This is a genomic window from Listeria sp. ILCC796, assembly GCF_900186175.1.
GTDB classification, from domain to species: Bacteria; Bacillota; Bacilli; order Lactobacillales; family Listeriaceae; genus Listeria; species Listeria goaensis.
On record NZ_FYBV01000005.1, the window covers coordinates 119,557 to 142,623 of the forward strand.

A 23,067-nucleotide genomic window follows, 5' to 3' on the forward strand; every position below is an offset into this window, starting at 1 on the left:
GTGTGGCTGTTATGGAAATTACAATGCCAAAACTTGGTGAAAGTGTCACGGAAGGAACGATTAGTTCTTGGCTTGTAGAACCGGGACAAAAAGTTGAAAAATATGATGCTTTGGCTGAAGTATTAACAGATAAGGTGACGGCAGAAATTCCATCTTCCTATAGTGGTGTCATTAAAGAAATTATCGCCAAGGAAGATGAAACGCTTGAAGTTGGTGCGATTATTTGTACGATTGAAACGGACGCAGACGGTGCTGAATCTGCGGAAGCTCCTAAAGAAGAACAAACGGCGCAAGTTGAACCTAAAGTGGAACAAAACGGCGGTAGTCTAAAAGAAGCGAAAGCAAGTGCCCCGTCTGGCGCGCGCTTTTCCCCAGCCGTGTTGCACTTGGCTTCAGAACATCAAATTGACTTGGCTGATCTTACAGGAACTGGTGCAGGTGGTCGGATTACGCGTAAAGATGTGCTTCGTTTTGTCGAAAATGGCGGTGTGAAAGCTGCTCCTGCTAAGCAAGCGACGCCTGAAAAAGCTGTTAAAGAAGCGCCGAAAGACTATCCGCGCGCGGCGAATGGCGACCGTGAAATCCCTGTAAATGGCGTGCGCAAAGCTATCGCTAAACATATGGTGGAAAGTAAACATGAAATTCCACATGCTTGGATGATGGTTGAAGCTGATGCGACGCGTTTAGTATGCTATCGTGACAGTATTAAAGAGTCATTTAGAAAAGAAGAAGGCTTTGGCATTACGTATTTTGCGTTCTTTATTAAAGCTGTGGCACGTGCACTTAAAGAGTTCCCAGCGCTTAATAGTACGTGGGCTGGTGACAAAATTATTGAGCATAAAGATGTCAATATTTCGATCGCTATTGCAGCGAACGACTTACTTTACGTGCCAGTTATTAAAAATGCCGATGAGAAATCAATTAAGGGTATTGCGCGTGAAATTAGTGAGCTTGCTGCCAAAGCGCGTGCGAATAAGCTAACAAATGACGATATGTCAGGTGGAACATTCACAGTAAACAGTACGGGTTCATTTGGCTCCGTTCAGTCCATGGGAATCATTAATCATCCGCAAGCAGCCATTTTACAAGTGGAAGCGATTGTGAAACGTCCGGTTATTGTGGGCGATATGATTGCTGTTCGTGATATGGTAAATCTATGTTTATCCATTGATCATCGTATCTTAGATGGCCTGTTAGCAGGACGTTTCTTGCAGTCCATTAAAAAGTCTGTGGAAGAGATGACGCAAGATAACACACCGCTTTATTAACGTTTTATTTTGTGAATATAGGGGTATGGTACTGTACATCTAGATCCATACCCCTAAACTCCCTAGATGTTTTTGGGTAGTACTCTTTGCAGTGCTGCTCTTTTTTTGCATTAAAAAAGCCGGAGAACCTCCGACTTTTTGGCGATTGTGATTATTTTTAAAGAAACATCAATACTCCAGCCATGACACTTGAAAGAACGATGGCGATAAGCATTAAGATGACCACAAAACGGACAAATTTTTTGTTGGACATGCAGCATAAGCTCCTCTCGAAACATTGTTACCTTATTTTACCAAGATAGTAGTAACTGTTCAAGAAGAATTATGTTATTCTATATAAAAACAAAGGAAAGAAGGAGAGAATGATGGCCGCATCCGATTTTTTTGAAAAGCTCGTAAAAATTTATTCCCCGTCTTACAACGAAGCGGAAGTACTGGACTACATCGAGTCAGAACTCAAAAAGCGGAATGTGCAAATACTTGTTAAATCAGACGACGGGATTATGGCGCGCTTAGACAAAACGGATGAACACTTTCCTGCGCTGTTCTTTAATGCTCACGTGGATACAGCAACGAACGGGGAGGCTCCGAAGCTGGAAAAGCGGAATGGAGTTTACACAAGTGAGAATGGTTTTTTAGGGGCAGACGATAAGGCTGGCGTCGCAGTTATGCTCGAGCTGATTGACACGCTACAAACGAATTCAGAAGCGAAGCACGGAACACTTGAGTTCATTTTTTCAGCAAAAGAAGAGGTAGGGATGCTCGGGGCTAAAATGCTCGATTTAAATGTGCTGACGTCACGCTTCGGATATTCGCTGGACGCACCGGGAGAAGTGGGGAGCTTTCAAATCGCCTGCGAGTCACATGTCGTGCTCGATTTTACGATTATCCAAAATTTCAAAAAATCACAAATATCCGCGATTAATGTTGCTAGAACTATCATCCATAAGTTGAAACAAGTCAATTTGCCGCCAGCTGTAAAACATGCGGTGAAGCAATTTGAAGGCACAATTAATGAAAATGCTGATGAAACTGTTTTCATGAAATTGGAGCTATCTGGTTACATGCCGCTTGAAGAATTGATGCCGTATATGGAAGAAGTGAAGCAACTATTTTTTGAGGCGGGTATCAAATACGACGTTGAAATTGAAGGGGAGTCGCATGTGACACATCCCGGTTTCCGTTTAGAAGAGCGCCATCATAGCGTGGCATTACTAAAGCGGGCGTTAAACCGCTTAAAATGGCCAGTCGAATCCGTTTGTTTTGCGGGCGGATCAGACGCGAGTGTGTTTAACGAGCGCGGGCTTGTTACCGTACTCCTTTCTGCTGGGTATCAAAATCCGCATTCAAAGGAAGAACAAATTTCTGAAAATACGCTTGAACGGTTAACAGAACTGGTGTTAGCCCTTGCTTTATCCGGAGAAAATCTTGGGGAAACGATTTCTTTTTCAAAAAATTTGTAAAATGTTGTGAATGGCTAGAAACATTCATTTGCCGTGATTCTCAATATTTGGTATAGTAGAGTGGTTGAAAGAAAATGTAAGACAGGGGACTTCTGCCTTAAAAATACGAGGAAGGGAAGAATTTTCATATGGCAAAACAAGAAATTGGCGTTATTGGAATGGGTGTAATGGGGCGTAACCTTGCACTAAATATTGAAAGTCGCGGGCACACGGTATCGATTTTCAACCGTTCTACTGAAAAAACAAAAGCGGTTATGGAAGCAAATCCGGATAAAAAATTAGTTCCGACTTATAGTTTAGAGGAGTTTGTTGAATCTCTTGAAGTACCGCGCCGTATTTTGATTATGGTTCAAGCAGGTAATGCGACGGACATGATGATTGAAGCGGTAAAACCTTTCCTAACAGAAGGCGATATTTTAATTGATGGCGGAAATGCATTCTTTGAAGACACAATTCGTCGTAACAAAGAGTTGAGCGAAGAAGGTTTCAACTTCATTGGAACAGGCGTTTCTGGCGGAGAAGAAGGCGCACTTAAAGGCCCATCTATTATGCCTGGTGGACAAAGAAAAGCGTACGATTTAGTGGCGCCAATTTTGCGTGAAATCGCAGCTGTTGCAGACGGTGAACCGTGTGTCACTTACATTGGTCCAGATGGTGCTGGTCACTACGTTAAAATGGTGCACAACGGCATCGAATACGGCGACATGCAACTCATCGCTGAAGCCTACACGATTTTAAAAGATATTGTTGGTTTAAATCACGATGAATTAGCTGACGTTTTCGCAGAATGGAACGAAGGCGAACTAGATAGCTACTTAATTGAAATTACGAAGAACATTTTAAAAGTGCGTGACGATGAAACTGGGAAACCAATCGTTGACGTCATTTTAGATAAAGCCGGCCAAAAAGGTACTGGTAAATGGACAAGCCAAAGCGCGCTTGATTTAGGCGTACCGCTTTCGCTCATTACAGAATCTGTTTTCGCGCGTTATATTTCTGCGCTTAAAGATGAACGTAAATACGCCAGCACCATTTTAAGCGGCCCGTCTAGCTATCATTTTGATGGTGATAAGAAGGCGTTTGTTGAATCTGTACGTCGTGCTTTGTACTTCAGTAAAATCGCTTCTTATGCCCAAGGTTTTGCGCAAATGAAAGCGGCGAGCGACGAGTATGAGTGGGATCTTCAATACGGGGAAATTGCGAAAATTTTCCGCGCGGGTTGTATTATTCGTGCCCGTTTCTTACAAAAAATTACAGATGCCTACAATAATGATAAGCATTTAAGCAATCTTCTTTTAGATCCATACTTTAAAGATATTGCGCATAACTATCAAGGAGCACTTCGCGAAGTAGTTTCTGAAGCTGTAAAAGCTGGGATTCCGGTTCCAACGTTCACAGCGGCAATCAGCTATTATGATAGCTACCGTTCCGAAGTTCTACCAGCGAACTTAATCCAAGCTCAACGCGATTATTTCGGCGCTCATACGTACGAGCGTGTCGACAAACCTGGCGTGTTCCATACAGAGTGGCCAGAAGTTGATGAATAAAAATAACTAAGACACATCTCTTTTAAGAGGTGTGTTTTTTGTTTACAGCTTTTTATGGAGGCTGGTATACTTACAGCAATAAGTCTGATTTCTTAAAATCAGCTAAGATTTTATCAAAAAAGTTGTCATAAAGGGATTATTAGTTGTTTTATCTGCAAAGTTAGTTACAATAGTAATAGGTATGATGTTTTTGAAACCGAAAGAGAGGTTTTTCAGATGAGTAAAATTTTAATCGTTGAAGATGAAAAAAATTTAGCACGTTTTATCGAGCTTGAACTTCAACATGAAAACTATGAAACAAAAGTGGCTAATGATGGAAGAGCGGGGCTAGAACTTGCACTCGAAGAAGACTGGGATGCCATTTTACTTGATTTAATGTTACCGCATTTAAATGGTGTAGAAGTATGCCGACGCGTTCGTCAAGTGAAGCAAACACCAATTATAATGATAACAGCAAGAGATTCAGTTATTGACCGAGTTTCAGGACTGGATCACGGGGCAGATGATTACATCGTAAAACCATTTGCGATAGAAGAACTTCTTGCGCGCTTGCGCTCACTCCTTCGTCGCGTTGAAAATGCTGAGCAATCCTTAAAACAAACGACGCTCGAATATCGTGATTTAGTTGTAGAAAAGGAAAGCCGCATTGTTCGCCGAGGTGAGGAAGTTATCGACTTAACAAAAAGGGAGTATGAGTTACTTTTAACCTTAATGGAAAACATCAACATTGTTTTAACCAGAGAAGTGCTTTTAAATAAGGTTTGGGGTTACGAAACTGAGGTTGAAACGAACGTGGTGGACGTATATGTCCGTTATTTGCGGAATAAAATCGATCACCCTGATGAAGAAAGCTATATTCAGACCGTTCGGGGCACAGGCTATGTGATGCGTACATGACGACGAGTAACTTTTCACTAAAGAGCCGTTCTTTAAAGTTTAAATGGACATTCGGCGCCAGTGCCGCCATTTTCCTTACATTTTTCCTGTTTTCATACGCAATTTATCAAGGCATTGGACAAATGCTTTTAAATGAAGAAGAGCAGAAAGTCGATTCGTTGTTAGCTGAAACAACAGCCAATGAAGTGCTGAAAAGCGGAAATCTTGATAATACGGATTTGCTGGTCGAAGTTTTCGATAAAAATCCGAACATCAGCCGTAAAATACAAGACCAAGTCATTGCGCTTTATGATGCAGATGGGCAATATATTCAAAAGTACTTTTTAACGGCCAGTACAAAAACGGCCAACAACGATTTTACACAATATTTTCGGCAAACGAATGAACGGGTGACAAGTAAGCCCACGATTAATGGGGATAAAATGTTGATTTCACAAGGTCCAATTACATCCATAAGTGATAATTCTACTGTTATCGGTTATGTTCAAATTATTAATCCGTTAACAAGTTACAACAAAATTATGGGTAAATTGCTTGTAACGATGTTCATTCTTGGCGGGGTTGCACTATTTATTAGTGGAATGTTGGGTTATTTGCTCGCACAAAACTTCCTGAGTCCGTTAACGAAACTGGCGAAAGGAATGAATGATGTTCGCAATAATGGTTTCCAAAAACGAATTGAAACGACATCCAAGTCGCGTGACGAGATTACTGAGCTTACCGTTATTTTTAACGACATGATGACGCGAATTGAAACGAGCTTTGAGCAGCAAAAACAATTTGTGGAAGATGCCTCGCATGAACTGAGGACACCAGTGCAAATTATGGAAGGTCATTTGAAACTACTTAATCGGTGGGGGAAAAGTGATCCAGAGGTGTTAGACGAATCATTAAATGCTTCGCTAACCGAACTCAACCGAATGAAACGCTTAGTGCAAGAAATGCTTGATTTATCGCGCGCTGAACAAGTTTCTCAAACAAAAGAACTTCAAATCGTCAATGTGAACGATGTTGTGGAGCAAGTAAAACGCAATTTTGAAGTCATGTATGAAGATTTTACTTTTACTTTAGACGAGAAAGAAACCGATTTACATGCGATGATTCAGCACAATCATTTGGAACAACTACTCATTATTATTATGGACAACGCTGTGAAGTATTCGGACGGAGCGAAAGAAGTGAATATGAATGTTTTCAAAGTGAAAGACAAAATTCACATTTCAATTCGCGATCACGGTGTCGGAATTTCTGCTGATGAAATTGATAAAGTATTTAATCGTTTTTACCGCGTAGATAAGGCACGCAGTCGCGAAAAAGGTGGGAACGGCTTAGGACTAGCTATCGCCAAACAGCTAGTTGAAGGCTATTTAGGAACCATTAACGCAAAAAGCGAAGAAGATAAAGGCACAGAAATTACCATCACGTTACCTGTTATTCAAAAAGAAGAAGCTGAGGTAACTAAATAAAAAAAAGCTGGGGTTATAACGCCCCAGCTTCTTTTTATTGTTGTTTCTTTTGTTCCTCGACAATTTTTTCGAATTCGCGTTCTTCTTTCGCCATTTCTTTAACTTCTGGATGTTTGTTCATATAAAGTTTTTTCGTAAGTAACGTTTGACCAGCTAAGAAAATCCCACCGACAGCCCAGTACAAAGCAAGTGCAGAAGGCGCTGAAAACGAAATAAATAAAATCATCGCAGGGGATAGTAATCCCATGATACGCATTTGTTTTTTCTGTTCAGGAGTATAACCAATCATTGAAATAAAATATTGACCAAGATAGACGAGCCCGGCTATAATAGCTAGAATCGTGTCTGGTGAGCCCAAATTAAACCATAAGAAAGTGTGGCTTGCGATTTCTTCTGATCCACGAATAGCATAGTAAAACGCCATTAAAATCGGCATTTGAATGAGAAGTGGCAAACAACCCATTTGCATCGGATTAATATCATATTTTTTATAGACGGTCATCATTTCTTGTTGAATTTTTGATTGTTCTTCTTTTGTTGCCGCACGTTTTAAGCGCGCTTGAATATCATCAATTTCAGGTTTCGCAACAGCCATTTTGGACTGCATGGACATTTGTGCTTTCGCTGTACGCAAGTTTAGCGGCATGATAATGGCCCGGATAATAAGAGTTGTAATAATGATAGAAATCCCGTAATTATCGTTAAAGAATGATGCCACAAACTGAATAAACCAAACAAGTGGTGCAATTAAATACGTATAGAAAAAGCCGTCCTGATTTTGTGATGGATCCATGCTACATCCAGAAAGGACGAGTAGCGCCACCGCAAGCATGCTAATGAGTATAATTTTTTTCTTCTTCACTGTTCTTATTTCCTCCTAAAAGTTCATTCTGCTTGAAAGATTAAGAACGATGGCTTTCTTCGTCATCGGACTGACTTTTTTTCAAAGTAGCAACAATCCAATTAACGACGAAACTAACATGCTCATTGACCATTTCTATTCGCCTATCAATCGTTAAATGAGAAACATGGATTGCTTCAGCGCGCGATAACATTTTAGGTTTAAACAGTGTGATAACTGGCCAAAAACGAAATAGCGCAAGCATAAGTAAAAATGTCACAGTAAGTGATACATACTCTGGCTCTGAAAACATTTGAACAAGAATTGTCACGACGCGCATCAGCTCCTTTCCCGGTTCATTCCTTAACTATAATTCAAATAGTACTGGAATTCAAGCCCTCATTTTAGTAAACGATATCAAAAGTTTTCGTTTCAGGAACAGGAGCGCCTTTGTAGATGAAAACTTCTTGAATGCGCGCACTAGGCGAGGGGCCTTTTTTTACAGCCTCAATAAATTTTTCAAGCTTGTCACTTTCCGCACGCGCCGCAATTTCAACAGAACCATCATCTAAATTTTTTACAGTCCCGCAAACATCATATTTATAGGCCACATGTTTTGTCGTATAGCGAAAGCCAACACCTTGCACAAAGCCAGTAACGCGAATAATTGCTGTTTCAATTGCCATCCTGATACACACCCTTCATTTATCCTTTACATCTTAGTTTAGCGCTTTTTCTCCCGAGTTTCAAAAATTTACTTTCCGCAGTCCAATTGCTATAATTTAACTATTCTGTAGTGTGGGAGATGTTTTCAAATGACTGAATGGAAAGTGCTTTTAACAACAGGTGACTACGAACCATGGTGGTTTTTTGAAGAATGGGAAGAAAATATCGTTTCAAGTTTTACTTTTGAGAAGAAAGAAGAAGCCTTCTCAAAATATCGCGAAATCGCCCAACAACTCATTTTAGATTATCCGCATCAAGCGTTAAAAAAAGACGTTCTCTTCGCAGTTTGGAATGAAGATGAGATTGCCTACTGCGAGGACTGTGAGGACGATATTCAGACATTTCACGGTTTAATTTTAATGGAGAATAATGCCGTTTACACCCCGACAGAAGGGGAAAAAGCAAAATGGTTTAGCGAGATTAGCCCGTTTGAAGTCAAGTTTTCAAATGAAGAAAGTGGGGAAGAAATTGGATAAAAAAGAAGCGCTGCTTAGAGAACGCAGAAAAGACGAACATGTGACGCTTGCTTTAAAAAACTATGAGCGAACGGAATATGTTTTTCGAGATTTACAAATCTTAGGAACGTCACTTCCTCGCTTAGACGTACAAGACGTTTCACTACAAACACAATTTGCAGGGCACACGTTTGATGTCCCTTTCTATATTAACGCTATGACAGGTGGCAGTGCACACACGAAAAATATCAATCAAGATTTAGCCGAAATCGCACGTGAAGCCGGCCTTGCGATGGCTGTCGGTTCACAGTCTGCTGCTCTTTCAAATCCGGATTTAATTCCCACCTATGAAATTGTCAGGAAGACACACCCAAACGGCATTTTATTTGCAAATGTAAGCCCGGAAGTTTCCGTTGAAAAAGCGAAGCGTGCCATCGAAATGTTAGAAGCAAATATATTACAAATTCATATTAATCCGGCGCAAGAGCTCGTGATGCGTGAAGGTGACCGTCATTTTGCGCACTGGGCAGAGGCGATAAAAAAATATACGGAACAAATAAATATCCCGATTATCGTCAAAGAAGTCGGCTTTGGTATGCGCTTTGAAACGGTTCGGCTTTTAAAAGAACTTGGGGTTCAAACTGTGGATCTTGGCGGACGTGGTGGAACTAATTTTGCAGAAATTGAAAATGACCGAAGACGAGATCAAGGTTATGATTTTATGCAAGAGTGGGGGTTAACAACGGCAGAGTCTTTGCTTGATGTTAAGCGACCAGAGTTTAGCGACATGGAATTTATCGCGTCGGGAGGAATCAAAACGCCACTTGATATGATGAAAAGTTTTATTTTAGGTGCAAAAGCTGCTGGTATCGCTGGCCTTGTTCTTCATTCTTTGAAAAAAGAAGGGAAGGGGGCAACTATTCAGAAGCTGAGACTTTTTAAAGAAAATTTGGCGGCTTTATTCGTGCTTGCTGACGCTAAAAATATGCTTGAAATTTCTGGCACGCCGCTCATTGTGAAGGGTGAGTTGCAAGATTTTTGTATGGCACGAGGAATTGATTTTCAGAAGTTGGCAAAATAAAAAGCAAAAATGCAAAGACGCATTTTTGCTTTTTCCATTTAACGAATGGATTTTGATAACGTTTCGCCAATTGCAAGAAGGCGAGTTTCTAGGTCTTCTTGAGAAAGGTGGTTATTTTTTACATAGAGGTTTTCAGGATGAACGCGGCATTCATGAGAACAACTGTGCAAATATTTTTCATCATTTTCTTCTGAAGCAAGAATTTGCTTGTTGCAATAAGGATTCGCGCAGTTAATATAGCGTTCGCACGGTGTCCCGTCAAAATGGTCACGGCCAACAACTCGGTGTTCAACACGGTTGATAGGTACAGAAATACGTTCATCAAACACATACATCATGCCGTCCCATAAATCGCCTTTTGTATTTTCGTTTTTGCCGTATGTGGCAATACCGCCGTGGAGTTGCGAAACGTCTTCAAATCCTGCCGTTTTCAGCCAGCCAGAAAATTTTTCACAACGAATTCCGCCTGTACAGTAAGTAACGATTTTTTTACCATCAAATTGTTCGCGATTTTCTTCTACCCATTCTGGTAAGTCGCGGAATGCTTTAATATCTGGACGAATGGCACCGCGAAAGTGTCCCAAATCAAATTCATAATCATTTCTTGCATCTAGGACAACCGTGTCTGGATCTTTTAGAGCTTCGCGAAATTCTTCAGGTGCCATGTAGTTTCCCGTTACTTCGAGAGGGTTTACATCATCTTCTAAATGAAGCGATACAATTTCCGTACGAGGCCGGACATGCATTTTTTTAAAGGCATGTTTGTCGGTTTCATCTATTTTAAAAACCATATCCTGGAAGCGAGCGTCGGCATGCATATGCTCCATATATTGCTTGGCAGCTTCTTTTGTGCCTGAAACTGTTCCGTTAATCCCTTCGGTCGCTACTAAAATTCTTCCTTTTAATCCAATTTCTTTACAAAAAGCACTATGCTGTTTTGCAAATGTTTCAGGATCATCAATTGTCGTGTATTTGTAGTATAACAACACTTGATAGTCACTCATTTTTTATCACCCTTATTTTATTAATTTATTATGTGAAAAGATACGCATTGTTATGCTATTCTCCACAAGTTGCGCACCTTTTATCTTACTATAAGTAAGGAGAATTCGGCAAGTGTAAAAGTACTTCACCAAATGAAGTTTCTATACAACTTAAAAGTGGCTATGCTATACTAAAAAGAGATAAAATGCGGAAAACAGGAAGTGATGGCTTTGCAAGTAAACTCGGATTTTTTAGAAGAACAAGCATTACGAGAAGTGAAGATTCGTAGGCGTAAAAAAATAAAGTGGCTGTTCTATAAAATTTTTATTATTACTGTCGGCGCAATATTAATGGGTGTCGGCCTTGAACTTTTCCTCGTAAATAATCAAATTTTAGATGGTGGCGTAGTGGGGATTTCCATTATTATCTCGCAACTTTCGCCGCTTCCTCTAGGTATATTAACCTTTGTTTTAAATATTCCTTTCTTTATTCTCGGTTACCGGCATATTGGTAAAGTATTTGCTTTATTCACATTGTATGGCATTGCGGTCATGTCTATTGTGACACTTTTACTGCATGATTTTGAACCTGTAACAGATGATTTACTGCTCGCAACTGTTTTTGGCGGTGTGACGCTTGGACTAGGCGTGGGACTTGTAATTCGTAACGGAGGGGCGCTTGACGGGACGGAAATTGTTTCCATCATCATTAATGGTAAAACGCCTTTTTCTACAGGACAAATCATTATGGTCATCAATATTATTATTTTTTGTGTAGCAGGATTTGCTTTTAATTGGGATAGAGCGATGTATTCTCTCATTACATACTTTTTAGCGTATAAAGTCATTGATATTGTCATTCAAGGAATGGACGAATCAAAAAGTGCTTTTATTATCAGCAAGTACTATGAAGAAATTGGGCTTGAAATTATGGAGCAAATTGGCAAAAGTGTGACCTATCTTGATTCTACTGGCGGTTATTCAGGCCATACGGGCAAAGTGATTTTTGTTATTATTTCTCGGTTTGAAGAAGTCAAATTAAAAGCGATTTTAGACGACATTGATCCAGAGGCCTTTTTGGCAGTTGGCGGAAGTATGTCAGAAGTCCGCGGCGGTAAAATGAGACCGAAACGGACGCCGCATTTATAAAATGCACCGAACTCTGACAAACAGCAAATTTCGGATTTCTGGCCTCGGGGAAACTGTTAGTTCAATGCACGCAAATTCTCTCGTTCATTGTCTGTGGAAGGTGTGCTTGCGTTTTATTTTGAAGTTTTCTATAGTCTACTACACATATCTTTTGAACTTGTTTGCTCAAAAAGGTACAATGAACAAATAAATTGTTTTGAAGAGGAGTGCAGAATGGAAGTAGACAGAAACCAAGACATTAATCATTTATTAACACGAAAAATGATTGATAATCGGACCATTTTAATATACGGCGAAATTAATCAAGATTTAGCCAAAGAAGTTTTTAGTCAGTTGTTGCTTTTAGAATCTTTGAATGATAATCCGATTACAATCTTTATTAATAGCCTAGGTGGCCATATTGAAGCAGGAGATACAATTCATGATATGATACGTTTTGTCAAACCGGAAGTCCGTATTATCGGCACTGGCTGGGTGGCTAGTCCAGGCATCACAATTTATTTAGCAGCTAAAAAGAAAAATCGTTTTAGCTTGCCGAACACGCATTACATGATTCATCAGCCTCTTGGTGGGGGGCAAGGTCAAAATAGCGAAATCGAAATTGAAGCGCGTGAAATTATTAGAATGCGTGAACGAATTAACCGTATGATTAGCGAAGCAACTGGACAACCGCTTGACAAAATTGCAAAAGACACCAATCGTAATTTTTGGCTTTCTGCTAATGCAGCGATTGAATACGGCATTGTCAATAAAATTATTCAAAGTGGTGCCGAATTGTAACAAGAAAACCGCGACTTTTCCATTAAGTGTTGCGGTTTTTTACGTACATTTGTTTGGTAAATAGGACTTTTGAATGAGTCAAGCGAAGTTGAAATATGTTATAATAAAGCAGGATTTTCATGAGAAACTGAGAATAAGGTGGGGAAAATATTGGCAACTCAAAAGAAAAAAACGGCGACGCGCAAACGAACAAATTCGCGTTCAAAGAAAAAAAATAATCCTATTTTTCGTTTCGAAATTACAGGTCTTATTTTAATTGCATTAGGACTCGTTGGTATATTCAAATTAGGGTTTATCGGCCAACACGTCTACGCGCTCGGCGAACTATTAGTTGGCTCGCTTAGCTATGGCCTGCTAATTGGCCTTGTTATTCTCGGTGGCTATTTGATGATTAAACGCGTGCGACCGAAAATGTTTTCGAAAAGACTCATTGGCATTTACTTAATATTTATCGGACTCGCAACCCTTTTACATATGACTTTTATCGCGCAAAACCTTCCAGCAGACAGAGCGTTTTTGGAATATTCTTGGGAAGTTGCGTTCACAAACCTCATTCACCCAAGCACTGTCCTAACCGTTGGGGGCGGAATGATTGGGGCTTTCGTGTCCTCGATTACTTATTTTCTCGTGTCTAAAGTAGGAACAAATATAATCGGACTTATTCTTGTCTTCGTAGGTTTGTGTTTTGCCTCTGGAGTTCCGCTTGCTGTTGTGAAAGAAAAAGTCAAACAAGCGGTAACTTTCGTCGTCCAAAAATGCAAAGCTTGGAATGAAAAAAGCAAAGAAAGAAAAGCTGAGCGCGAGCAAAAACAGCTAGCAAAAGAAAATGAATTACCAAAAGAAAATGAATTACCAAAAGAACTAGCTGAGGAACCTAAAAAAGAAAACGTCGAAGAAAAATTGCCACCGATTATTTCTAATTTCAGCCAAAATCAAGCTCCAGAACCTGTTGTAGAAACTATCGCGGAGGAGAAAAAAGAGGAAGTTGTTCAAGCTGAATTGAAATTTGAACAAGAGTCTTTTGAAAATGAAATCTATCAATTGCCTTCTCTTGATTTATTGGTAGAAGCTAAGCCGACCGATCAATCTGCGGAGTATGACCAAATTAAAGCGAATGCTAGGAAACTGGAAGAAACATTTGAAAGTTTCGGTGTAAAGGCGAAAATAACACAGGTGCATTTAGGACCCGCTGTTACCAAATATGAAGTGCAACCCGCAGTTGGTGTGAAAGTAAGCCGAATTGTTTCGCTAAACGACGATATTGCGCTTGCCCTTGCAGCGAAAGATATCCGTATCGAGGCACCAATTCCAGGGAAATCGGCTATTGGTATTGAAGTTGCCAACCAAAATGTGGCAGTCGTCACATTGCGTGAAGTGCTTGAGAATAACAGCCAAAATAAACCTGAAGATAAACTCCAAATTGCGCTCGGGCGTGATATTTCCGGCGAGGCAACGTTAGCCCATTTAAACAAAATGCCTCATCTACTCGTTGCAGGTTCAACAGGTAGCGGGAAATCAGTTTGTATTAATGGCATCATCACAAGTATTTTACTCCGTGCCAAGCCGCATGAAGTGAAAATGATGATGATTGACCCTAAAATGGTCGAGCTAAATGTATATAATGGCATTCCACACTTATTAGCACCTGTCGTAACCAATCCGAAAAAAGCGGCACAAGCCTTGCAAAAAGTAGTCGCTGAAATGGAACGACGCTATGATTTGTTCTCACATACTGGGACACGAAACATGGAAGGATATAATGAACATGTTCGCCGCCATAACGAAGAAAATGAAGAAAAACAAGCAGAATTGCCATTTATTGTCGTCATTGTCGATGAGCTTGCTGATTTAATGATGGTTGCTTCAAATGATGTGGAAGATGCCATTACGAGACTCGCCCAAATGGCGCGTGCCGCTGGTATCCACCTCATTATTGCAACGCAACGTCCTTCTGTAGATGTCATAACGGGTGTAATTAAAGCAAATATTCCTTCACGCATTGCTTTTGCGGTTTCTAGCGCAACGGATTCGCGAACAATTCTAGACATGGGAGGCGCTGAGAAGTTACTAGGCCGTGGTGATATGTTGTTCTTACCTGTAGGTTCAAGTAAGCCAACACGTGTACAAGGTGCGTTTTTATCCGATGAAGAAGTAGAAAAAGTGGTGAATTTCGTGATTGCGCAACAAAAAGCGCAGTATAACGAAGAAATGATTCCAGATGATGTGCCTGATGTAGCAGAAGAAAGTGAAGATGAACTTTACAATGAAGCCGTCCAGCTTGTCATAGAGATGCAAACCGCTTCTGTTTCGATGTTACAACGGAAATTCAGAATTGGCTATAACCGGGCTGCTAGACTCGTTGACGAGATGGAGCAACGCGGAGTAGTCGGTCCACATGAAGGTAGTAAACCCCGCCGAGTGAACGTTGAACGAATTGAAGGGGAAGAATAATAACGAAAACCAGCTCATTTTTTGAACTGGTTTTTCTTTAGAAATAAATGTAAACGCTTACTAAGTGAACGGGTTTAGAATAAAAATAAATTTTCGGAATTTACTTGTATTTAAAAAATGTGACTTTCATTGTTTATTTCTAAGGCAGAACATGGTATATTAAAAACAGTTAGAGGTATACGTTTACAAAGAATTTTCGTTTTTAGCAAAAAGGGAACTTACATATCCTAAAAAGATACGAATGTTCGTAGTAAACCGTTAAATCTAGCTGACATTTTATCTCTTGGGAGGGGTTTGCAGGTGAAAAAGCGTACATTTGCTTTAGCACTAACAACAGTTTTAGCTTCTGCTTTAGTTTTGGGAGCTTGTGGTTCGAATGATTCGGATAGTAAAAGCGGAGGTAGCAAAGATAGTGATAAAAACTTCACTGTTGCTATGGTTACTGATACTGGCGGTGTAGATGATCGTTCATTTAACCAATCAGCTTGGGAAGGTCTTCAAGCGTTCGGTAAAGATAACGACATGAAAAAAGGTACAGATGGCTATAACTACTTGCAATCTGCATCTGAAGCTGATTACAAAACAAACTTAAACACAGCTGTTCGTTCTGATTATGATTTAATTTTCGGTATTGGTTACAAATTAAAAGAAGCGATTGAAACAGTTTCTAAGCAAAATCCAGATAATCACTTTGCTATTGTCGATGATAACATTGATGATCGTGATAATGTTGTAAGTATCGGATTTAAAGACAATGATGGATCTTTCTTAGTTGGTGTAGTAGCTGGACTTACTACGAAGACTGATAAAGTTGGTTTTGTCGGCGGTGTTAAGGGTGAAGTTATTGACCGTTTTGAAGCTGGTTTCACTGAAGGTGTAAAAGCTGTAAATCCTGATGCGAAAATTGATGTTCAATATGCAAATGATTTTGCAAAAGCAGATAAAGGACAACAAATTGCTTCGACAATGTATTCAAGCGGCGTAGATGTTATCTTCCATGCTGCTGGCGGCACTGGTAACGGTGTGTTTGCAGAAGCGAAAAACTTGAAGAAAAAAGATCCTAGCCGTGCTGTTTGGGTAATCGGTGTTGACCGTGACCAATGGGACGAAGGAAAAGTTAAAGCAAACGATGGTAAAGAGTACAATGTTACTTTAACTTCTGAAATTAAACGTGTTGATATCGCTGTTAAAGACTTATCTACTCGTGCTAAAGCAGGGGATTTCCCTGGCGGCGAGAAAATCGAATATGGTTTAGATAAGGATGCTGTTGGACTATCTCCACATCAAGAAAATATTTCTGCTGATATTCTGAAAAAAGTTGACGAATATAAGCAAAAAATTGTTGATGGTGAAATTAAAGTTCCAGAAAAACCGTGATGAAATAAAGACTGGCAAGGCCGCCTCCACTGGCGGCCTGTCATTCAATTTCTAAATGAAACCGCTTTCTAGTGATAGGTAAACCCTTTTACTAAGAAACCCAAAAGATATTTTTGTTTTTTTATAAATTATGATTGCATTGGAAAGCAAATAGAAATAAAATAAAGTGATGCCTTTTTTATTGATACTAGGATTTATCGTACATACATATTTTTACAGAAAAGTGCATTGATATAAACGGATAAAAAACTCGAGAATCGCTTTTAGACTGATCGGGGAGAGGCGGCGTCTTTCGTGAGAAATGCGCGAGTGGCTGTTTTTCCGTTTTGAAGAAGCGGATAAAGGGAGTGAGAATGTGGATTATGTTATTGAAATGTTAGGAATCAGAAAGGAGTTTTCTGGATTTGTAGCTAACGATAACATTACCTTACAGTTAAAGCAGGGAGAGATCCATGCTTTGTTAGGTGAAAATGGCGCAGGAAAGTCGACACTAATGAACGTACTATTCGGTTTGTATGAACCAGATGGTGGTGAAATTCGCGTAAGAGGTCAAAAAGAAGATATTCATAGCCCAAATAAAGCTAATGATCTCGGTATTGGAATGGTCCACCAACACTTTATGCTTGTCGACAAATTCACAGTGGCAGAAAATATTATTTTAGGTAAAGAACCTAATAAATTTGGCGTCATTGAACAGAAAAAGGCCATTCAAGAAATTCAAGAAATTTCTGATCGTTATGGTTTACGTGTAGATCCGCATGCCGTTGTACGAGATATCTCAATTGGAATGCAGCAACGTGTTGAAATTCTAAAAACACTTTATCGTGGTGCAGATATTTTAATTTTTGATGAACCAACAGCGGTGCTTACGCCGCAAGAAATTAAAGAGCTCATTCAAATTATGCGCGCTTTAATTAAAGAAGGGAAATCGATTATTTTAATTACGCACAAATTAAAAGAAATTATGGATGTATGTGACCGTGTCACTGTTATTCGACGTGGTAAAGGAATGGGAACTGTTAATGTTTCCGAAACAAATCCACAAGAACTAGCGAATATGATGGTTGGTCGTGAAGTCGTCTTTACAACGGAGAAAAAACCAGCTACTCCCGGTAAAGATGTTCTTGAAGTGAAAGACTTAGTAGTAAAAGAAGCACGAGGCGTTGAAAGCGTCCGTGGTTTAAACTTGTCTGTTCGTGCAGGAGAAATTGTTGGGATTGCTGGTGTAGATGGAAATGGACAAAGTGAATTGATTCAAGCCATTAGCGGTTTGACAAAAGTTTCGGCAGGCACGATTAAATTAAACGGACAATCTATTGAAAACAATAAACCGCGTAAAATTACAGAATCTGGGTTAGGACATATTCCAGAGGATCGCCATAAACATGGTTTAGTGCTCGAGATGAGTTTAGGCGAAAATATTGCGCTTCAAACGTATTATAAGAAACCAATCTCAAGTAAAGGCTTTTTAAATCATAAAGCGATGTATGATTTTGCGCGTGGTTTAATTGAAGAATATGATGTGCGCGCAAGTAGCGAATACGTGGCAGCAAAAGCCCTTTCAGGGGGGAATCAACAAAAAGCGATTATAGCTCGGGAAGTAAGTCGCGACCCTGATTTTCTTATTGCGGCTCAACCAACACGTGGGTTAGATGTTGGGGCAATCGAGTTTATTCACCGTCGCTTGATTGAGCAGCGCGATAAAGGAAAAGCGGTTCTTTTAATGTCGTTTGAACTTGATGAAATTATGAATGTGAGTGACCGAATCGCGGTTATTTACGAAGGCAAAATCGTAGCTATCGTGAAGCCAGAAGAAACAACGGAACAAGAACTAGGACTCTTAATGGCTGGCTCGAAAGTAAAGGCAGAAACGGAGGAAGAAGTTCATGAGTAAAGTCAAAAGTATGTTAAATGCACTTGTTATTCCCGTGACTGCCGTTATTTTGGGACTCATCTCCGGAGCTATCATCATGCTTGTTTTTGGCTATGATCCAATTGCTGGTTATTCCGCTCTGATTGACGGCGTTGTCGGTCAACCTTACTACATTGGTGAAACCATTCGTCAATCGACGCCTTACATTTTAGTCGGGCTTTCAGTAGCGGTTGCGTTTAAAGCAGGGCTTTTCAATATCGGAGCAGAAGGGCAAATGCTTATGGGCTGGCTAGGATCGATTATCGTCGCGCTACAATTTGACGGCTTAACGAAATGGATTCATTTGCCACTAGCCGTTATTGCCGGTATCCTTTTTGGCGCATTTTGGGCGTTCATTCCAGGGATATTAAAAGCAACTTTGCGCGTAAATGAAGTTATTGTAACTATCATGCTTAACTATACGGCGCTTTATATTTTCAACTATGTCGTTCAAAATCTCTTAACCGATGGGCTTGATAAAACCAAAACTGTTGGCGAAAGTGCTTCGCTACAATCCGCGTTCTTGCAAGAAATCACACAATATTCGACCTTGCACTGGGGGATTTTAATTGCACTTGGCTTCGCTTTAATTATTTGGCTGATGCTAAATAAAACAACATTTGGTTATGAAATTGAAGCAGTTGGTTTTAACGAAAACGCTTCCCAGTATGCCGGAATGAGCGTTAAGAAAACAATCGTTATGTCAATGGTCATTGCAGGTGGTCTAGCAGGACTTGGCGGCGTTATGGAAGGCCTTGGTACATATGGAAATGCATACGTCCTGAGTGCCTCGCCTGGTATCGGCTTTGACGGAATCGCCGTAGCCCTACTCGGCGGAAGCTCTCCGATTGGAATTATCTTCGCGGCTTTACTATTTGGTGCCCTTAAAATTGGTGCGCTCAATATGCCAGCTGTTGCAGGAGTTCCAAATGAATTAGTTAATGTCATCATCGCCCTTATTATTTTCTTTGTAGCATCTAGTTATATCATTCGTTGGACGATGGCGAAATTTAAGAAAGGGGCGAAAGCAGAATGACTGCGATTTTAGCAACGATAGTTTCCAGTACGTTACTCATGGCAGGACCACTAATTTTCACAGCACTTGGCGGCGTTTATTCTGAACGAGGCGGTGTCGTTAACATCGGGCTAGAAGGTATGATGGTCATGGGTGCATTCTCGGCAATCGTCTTTAACCTTACTTTTCAAGATGTCTTTGGTGCGTTAACTCCGTGGATATCACTAATTGCAGCGATGCTTGTTGGTGGGATATTTTCCCTTGTCCATGCAGTTGCAACGATTAATTTCCGTGCTGATCATGTTATTTCGGGTGTAGCGATTAACTTTTTAGCTACAGGACTTTCACTTTTTCTCGTAAAAGTCATTTATGATAAAGGTCAAACGGATCAAATCACCTATTATTTTGGGAAACCGGATATTCCTGGTTTAAAAGATATTCCATTCATTGGTGAAATTTTCTTCATGAATGTGCCAGTTATGAGTTATGTGGCGATTTTATTCGCAATACTCTCTTGGTTCATCATTTATAAAACACGTTTTGGACTTCGTCTTCGTTCGGTTGGGGAGCATCCGCTTGCGGCTGACACGATGGGGATAAAAGTACGCTTCATGCGTTATCAAGGTGTGATTATTTCTGGTATTTTAGGTGGCCTAGGTGGTGCTGTATACGCACAGTCCTTTACGTTAGACTTCGGTCATGCAACAATTTCAGGACAAGGTTACATGGCGCTAGCTGCCATGATCTTTGGTAAATGGAATCCGCTTGGCGCAATGGGCGCTGCTATTTTCTTTGGATTTGCACAATGTCTTGCCATCACGGGAGGCTCATTGCCATTCTTCAAAGAAATCCCAGATATCTATTTACAAATTGCACCTTACGTCTTAACAATCTTGGCACTTGTCGGCTTCATTGGTAAAGCAGAAGCGCCAAAAGCAGACGGCATCAATTACATTAAAGGAAAATAATACCCTTATAAATATGCGCACAAGCTGAGCCTCTGCATTTTGCAGAGGCTCAGCTTTTAGAATTGTACTTCCGCAGCAGTTACGCTAAAATGAGGGGTAGGGTAAAATCGGAAGGAGCCTTCAATATGGATTATTATCAAGAAAAATTAGGAACAATACATACAACATTTATTCAAACGGGAAAATTTAAATCAAATCGTATTGTATTTAAGTTTCGTTCGCCGTTAAAACGTGAAACAATTACGAAACGATCGCTTCTTGCTATGATGCTTGAAACGAATAATGCTACATATAAAACGCAAACGACCTTTAGGCGGCGGCTTGCTTATTTGTACGGCGCCAATTTTTTTACTTCGGTCGAGAAAAAAGGCAATGAGCATATCATTACGGCTGTCTTAGATATGGTGGACGGGCAGCTTGTGCCAGAAGGAGAACAACTTTTAGCCGATGCGTTTGCTTTTTTAAACGAAGTGTTTTTCAACCCAAATGTGTCTGAAAAAGCTTTTGATGTAGAAACGTTTGCTCGGGAAAAAGTGAACTTGAAGAGTCGACTTGAGAGCGTTTATGACGATAAAATTCGTTATGCGAATATGCGCCTTATCGAGGAAATGTTCGCAGATGACGTTTTTCAATATCCGGCTGCGGGCATTCTTTCAGAGCTTGAGGGTATCACCGCAGAAAATCTTTATTCTTATTATCAAGAATTTCTTCGCGAAGATACGATTGAACTGTTCATATGTGGTAATTTGTCACGTGATGAAGTAGCTCCTTTTGTGAAAAAATTAGGTTTTAGTGAACGCGAAATGAAAGAGCTAACGGTTGTCCCGTCAAAACCAGCAACTGCTGAACGTTTGATTACCGAAAACCAACCCATCAACCAAGCAAAGCTCGTGTTAGGCTACCATACGGGCGTTTTATTCGGTGACCCTGATTTTGTCCCACTGCAAATTGCAAACGGCTTATTGGGTGGCTACGCGAATTCGAAAATTTTTATCAATGTCCGTGAAAAAGCGAGTCTGGCGTATTATGCCTCTAGCCGAGTAGATTCCTTTAAAGGATTTATGCTCATTTCAGCAGGCATTGACGAAAAAAATCGCGAACAAGCAATGACGATTATTAAAGAACAAGTCGCCGCAATGAAAGCTGGAGATTTTACGGAAGAAGAGCTTGAGCAAACAAAAGAATTGTATATCAACCAATTGCTTGAAACAAGTGACGGCGCCCAAGGACTAATTGAGCTGGCGTATAGTAACGTGCTTAAAAAGAGCGATTTAACGCTTGAAAATTGGATCCGAAAAATTAGAGCGACGACAAAAGCAGAAGTTGTTGCCGCGATACAAAAAATTCAAGAAGATACGATTTATTTCTTGGAGAAAGGTGAGTGAGTTTGATGGAAAAAATCGATTTTAAACAAGTTGGCGAAAGCGTTTATCATGAACAGCTTGATAATGGTTTGAAAGTGTACTTGCTGCCCAAAAAAGGATTCAGTAAAACATTTGCGATTTTTACAACGAATTACGGTTCGATTGATAATACCTTTGTTCCACTTGGCGAAACGGAAATGAAACATGTTCCAGACGGTATTGCTCACTTTTTAGAGCATAAGATGTTTGAAAAAGAGGAAGGCGATATCTTCTTTAAATTCGGGGAAAAAGGGGCTTTTACAAATGCCTTTACATCTTTTACTAGAACCGCTTACCTGTTTTCGGGGACATCAAACATTCCGGAAAACTTAGAAACACTACTTAATTTTGTACAAGAACCTTACTTTACAAAAGAAACGGTTGAGAAGGAAAAAGGAATTATCGGTCAGGAAATTCGAATGTATGACGATGATGCTGACTTTCGCGCTTATTTCGGCGTAATTGAAAATATGTATAAAGAGCATCCAGTTAAAATTGACATTGCGGGAACGGTTGAATCCATCGCGGAAATCGACAAAGATTTGCTATATCTTTGCTACCACACGTTTTATCATCCAAGCAATATGGTGTTATTTGTTGTCGGACAACTTGAGCCAGAGGAAATGATGGCAGACATTCGTAAAAATCAAAGTGAAAAATCGTTTGCTCCGCCAGCTGAAATAAAACGTTCTTTCCCGAACGAACAAAAACAAGTGGCTATGAAGCATAGAAATGTATCATTTCCTGTGCAAGTAGCGAAAGTTTTAGTGGGCGTGAAAGAGGATATCGGGTTATTGCGTGGTTTTGAAGCAGTTAAACATGAAATGACGGCGGATATTGCGCTAGAAATTTTATTTGGAACAACATCAGAAAACTATTTAAACCTTTACAATGCGGGCGTCATTGATGACACATTTGGGTTTGATTATTCGCTACAAGACAGCTTTTCGTTTGTGATTATTGGTGGGGATGCCGAGGACCCTGATGCACAGTCAAAAGCGATTCAAGACGCTATTTTTAAAAGCGCCAAAGAAGGTGTATCAGCAGAAACGATAGAACTTGTTAAGCGTAAAAAAATCGGGCAATTTTTGAGATCGCTTAATTCACCTGAATTTATTGCCAATCAGTTTAGTCAATATATTTTAGAAGATGCCTCATTATTTGATATTCCAGAAGCACTTGAAGCGGTGACTAAATCGGACATCGATTCTTTTATCCAATCTCTGGCTGATGAGGATAAAATTACAACTTTCACCCTTTTACCTGAACAAAATTAAAGAAAAGT

Annotated in this window: 20 protein-coding genes and 1 pseudogene; 16 read left to right on the top strand and 5 right to left on the bottom strand. The window is 40.0% G+C overall.

Features of this window, described 5'->3' with window-relative positions:
- The first annotated feature begins 2 nt into the window (after positions 1–2).
- Entirely contained in the window at positions 3–1,268 is a 1,266-nt protein-coding gene (locus CFS04_RS07355) for a dihydrolipoamide acetyltransferase family protein (RefSeq protein WP_088809972.1), read from the top strand.
- Positions 1,269–1,425: 157 nt separating this feature from the next.
- Here the strand turns inward: CFS04_RS07355 and prli42 are convergent, their stop codons facing one another.
- On the bottom strand, positions 1,426–1,521 hold the full coding sequence (prli42, locus tag CFS04_RS07360) for a stressosome-associated protein Prli42 (protein WP_088809974.1): 96 nt from the start codon (positions 1,519–1,521) through the stop codon (positions 1,426–1,428).
- A gap of 109 nt (positions 1,522–1,630) precedes the next feature.
- Between prli42 and CFS04_RS07365 the strand changes: the two genes are divergently transcribed.
- From CFS04_RS07365 to CFS04_RS07380, 4 genes are all read left to right on the top strand, one after another.
- A complete protein-coding gene (locus tag CFS04_RS07365) occupies positions 1,631–2,731 on the top strand; it encodes a M20/M25/M40 family metallo-hydrolase (protein ID WP_255377777.1) in 1,101 nt (366 codons plus the stop codon).
- A 128-nt stretch (positions 2,732–2,859) separates the two neighbouring features.
- Positions 2,860–4,278 carry an NADP-dependent phosphogluconate dehydrogenase gene (gene gndA / locus CFS04_RS07370; RefSeq protein WP_088809982.1) on the top strand — a complete coding sequence of 473 codons (1,419 nt, stop codon included), beginning with the start codon at positions 2,860–2,862 and terminating at the stop codon, positions 4,276–4,278.
- A gap of 216 nt (positions 4,279–4,494) precedes the next feature.
- Positions 4,495–5,175, top strand: a complete 681-nt coding sequence (locus CFS04_RS07375) for a response regulator transcription factor (RefSeq protein ID WP_088809984.1) — start codon at positions 4,495–4,497, stop codon at positions 5,173–5,175.
- On the top strand, positions 5,172–6,641 hold the full coding sequence (locus CFS04_RS07380; RefSeq protein WP_088809986.1) for a HAMP domain-containing histidine kinase: 1,470 nt from the start codon (positions 5,172–5,174) through the stop codon (positions 6,639–6,641). The genes CFS04_RS07375 and CFS04_RS07380 overlap by 4 nt, the downstream gene beginning before the upstream one ends.
- Positions 6,642–6,675: 34 nt before the next feature.
- Here the strand turns inward: CFS04_RS07380 and yidC are convergent, their stop codons facing one another.
- From yidC to CFS04_RS07395, 3 genes are all read right to left on the bottom strand, one after another.
- The gene (yidC, locus tag CFS04_RS07385; RefSeq protein WP_088809987.1) at positions 6,676–7,503 is read right to left on the bottom strand and encodes a membrane protein insertase YidC; all 828 of its coding nucleotides are present in this window, start codon (positions 7,501–7,503) and stop codon (positions 6,676–6,678) included.
- Between the two features lie 40 nt (positions 7,504–7,543).
- On the bottom strand, positions 7,544–7,822 hold the full coding sequence (locus CFS04_RS07390) for a hypothetical protein (RefSeq protein ID WP_255377330.1): 279 nt from the start codon (positions 7,820–7,822) through the stop codon (positions 7,544–7,546).
- 64 nt (positions 7,823–7,886) lie between these two features.
- A complete protein-coding gene (locus CFS04_RS07395) occupies positions 7,887–8,168 on the bottom strand; it encodes an acylphosphatase (RefSeq protein ID WP_088809989.1) in 282 nt (93 codons plus the stop codon).
- A gap of 129 nt (positions 8,169–8,297) precedes the next feature.
- Between CFS04_RS07395 and CFS04_RS07400 the strand changes: the two genes are divergently transcribed.
- Together CFS04_RS07400 and fni are read left to right on the top strand one after the other, a co-directional pair.
- Positions 8,298–8,684, top strand: a complete 387-nt coding sequence (locus tag CFS04_RS07400; protein ID WP_088809990.1) for a DUF1033 family protein — start codon at positions 8,298–8,300, stop codon at positions 8,682–8,684.
- Positions 8,677–9,744, top strand: coding sequence for a type 2 isopentenyl-diphosphate Delta-isomerase (gene fni, locus CFS04_RS07405; RefSeq protein ID WP_088809992.1), 1,068 nt, complete (start codon positions 8,677–8,679; stop codon positions 9,742–9,744). The genes CFS04_RS07400 and fni overlap by 8 nt, the downstream gene beginning before the upstream one ends.
- Positions 9,745–9,782: 38 nt before the next feature.
- Here the strand turns inward: fni and CFS04_RS07410 are convergent, their stop codons facing one another.
- The gene (locus tag CFS04_RS07410; protein WP_088809993.1) at positions 9,783–10,748 is read right to left on the bottom strand and encodes a rhodanese-related sulfurtransferase; all 966 of its coding nucleotides are present in this window, start codon (positions 10,746–10,748) and stop codon (positions 9,783–9,785) included.
- A 201-nt stretch (positions 10,749–10,949) separates the two neighbouring features.
- Here CFS04_RS07410 and CFS04_RS07415 point away from each other — a divergent pair, with 201 nt between their 5' ends.
- The 9 genes and pseudogenes from CFS04_RS07415 (at position 10,950) to yfmH (ending at position 23,059) form a co-directional block, all read left to right on the top strand.
- Positions 10,950–11,876 carry a YitT family protein gene (locus CFS04_RS07415; protein WP_088809994.1) on the top strand — a complete coding sequence of 309 codons (927 nt, stop codon included), beginning with the start codon at positions 10,950–10,952 and terminating at the stop codon, positions 11,874–11,876.
- A 213-nt stretch (positions 11,877–12,089) separates the two neighbouring features.
- A complete protein-coding gene (locus tag CFS04_RS07420) occupies positions 12,090–12,656 on the top strand; it encodes an ATP-dependent Clp protease proteolytic subunit (RefSeq protein WP_088809996.1) in 567 nt (188 codons plus the stop codon).
- Between the two features lie 150 nt (positions 12,657–12,806).
- Positions 12,807–15,107 carry a DNA translocase FtsK gene (locus tag CFS04_RS07425; protein ID WP_088809997.1) on the top strand — a complete coding sequence of 767 codons (2,301 nt, stop codon included), beginning with the start codon at positions 12,807–12,809 and terminating at the stop codon, positions 15,105–15,107.
- Positions 15,108–15,407: 300 nt separating this feature from the next.
- Positions 15,408–16,484: a BMP family protein gene (locus tag CFS04_RS07430; protein ID WP_088809999.1), complete on the top strand. Its 1,077-nt coding sequence runs from the start codon at positions 15,408–15,410 to the stop codon at positions 16,482–16,484.
- 355 nt (positions 16,485–16,839) lie between these two features.
- Positions 16,840–18,378, top strand: a complete 1,539-nt coding sequence (locus tag CFS04_RS07435) for an ABC transporter ATP-binding protein (protein WP_088810047.1) — start codon at positions 16,840–16,842, stop codon at positions 18,376–18,378.
- Positions 18,379–18,388: 10 nt separating this feature from the next.
- Positions 18,389–19,432 (top strand): ABC transporter permease, encoded by a 1,044-nt coding sequence (locus CFS04_RS07440; protein WP_088810048.1) that lies wholly within the window; start codon positions 18,389–18,391, stop codon positions 19,430–19,432.
- A complete protein-coding gene (locus CFS04_RS07445) occupies positions 19,429–20,379 on the top strand; it encodes an ABC transporter permease (RefSeq protein ID WP_088810000.1) in 951 nt (316 codons plus the stop codon). The genes CFS04_RS07440 and CFS04_RS07445 overlap by 4 nt, the downstream gene beginning before the upstream one ends.
- A gap of 125 nt (positions 20,380–20,504) precedes the next feature.
- Positions 20,505–21,789: pseudogene (yfmF, locus tag CFS04_RS07450) on the top strand (EF-P 5-aminopentanol modification-associated protein YfmF).
- The gene (yfmH, locus tag CFS04_RS07455) at positions 21,770–23,059 is read left to right on the top strand and encodes an EF-P 5-aminopentanol modification-associated protein YfmH (RefSeq protein ID WP_088810004.1); all 1,290 of its coding nucleotides are present in this window, start codon (positions 21,770–21,772) and stop codon (positions 23,057–23,059) included. Before yfmF ends, yfmH begins: the two are co-directional and overlap by 20 nt.
- Positions 23,060–23,067 lie beyond the last annotated feature (8 nt).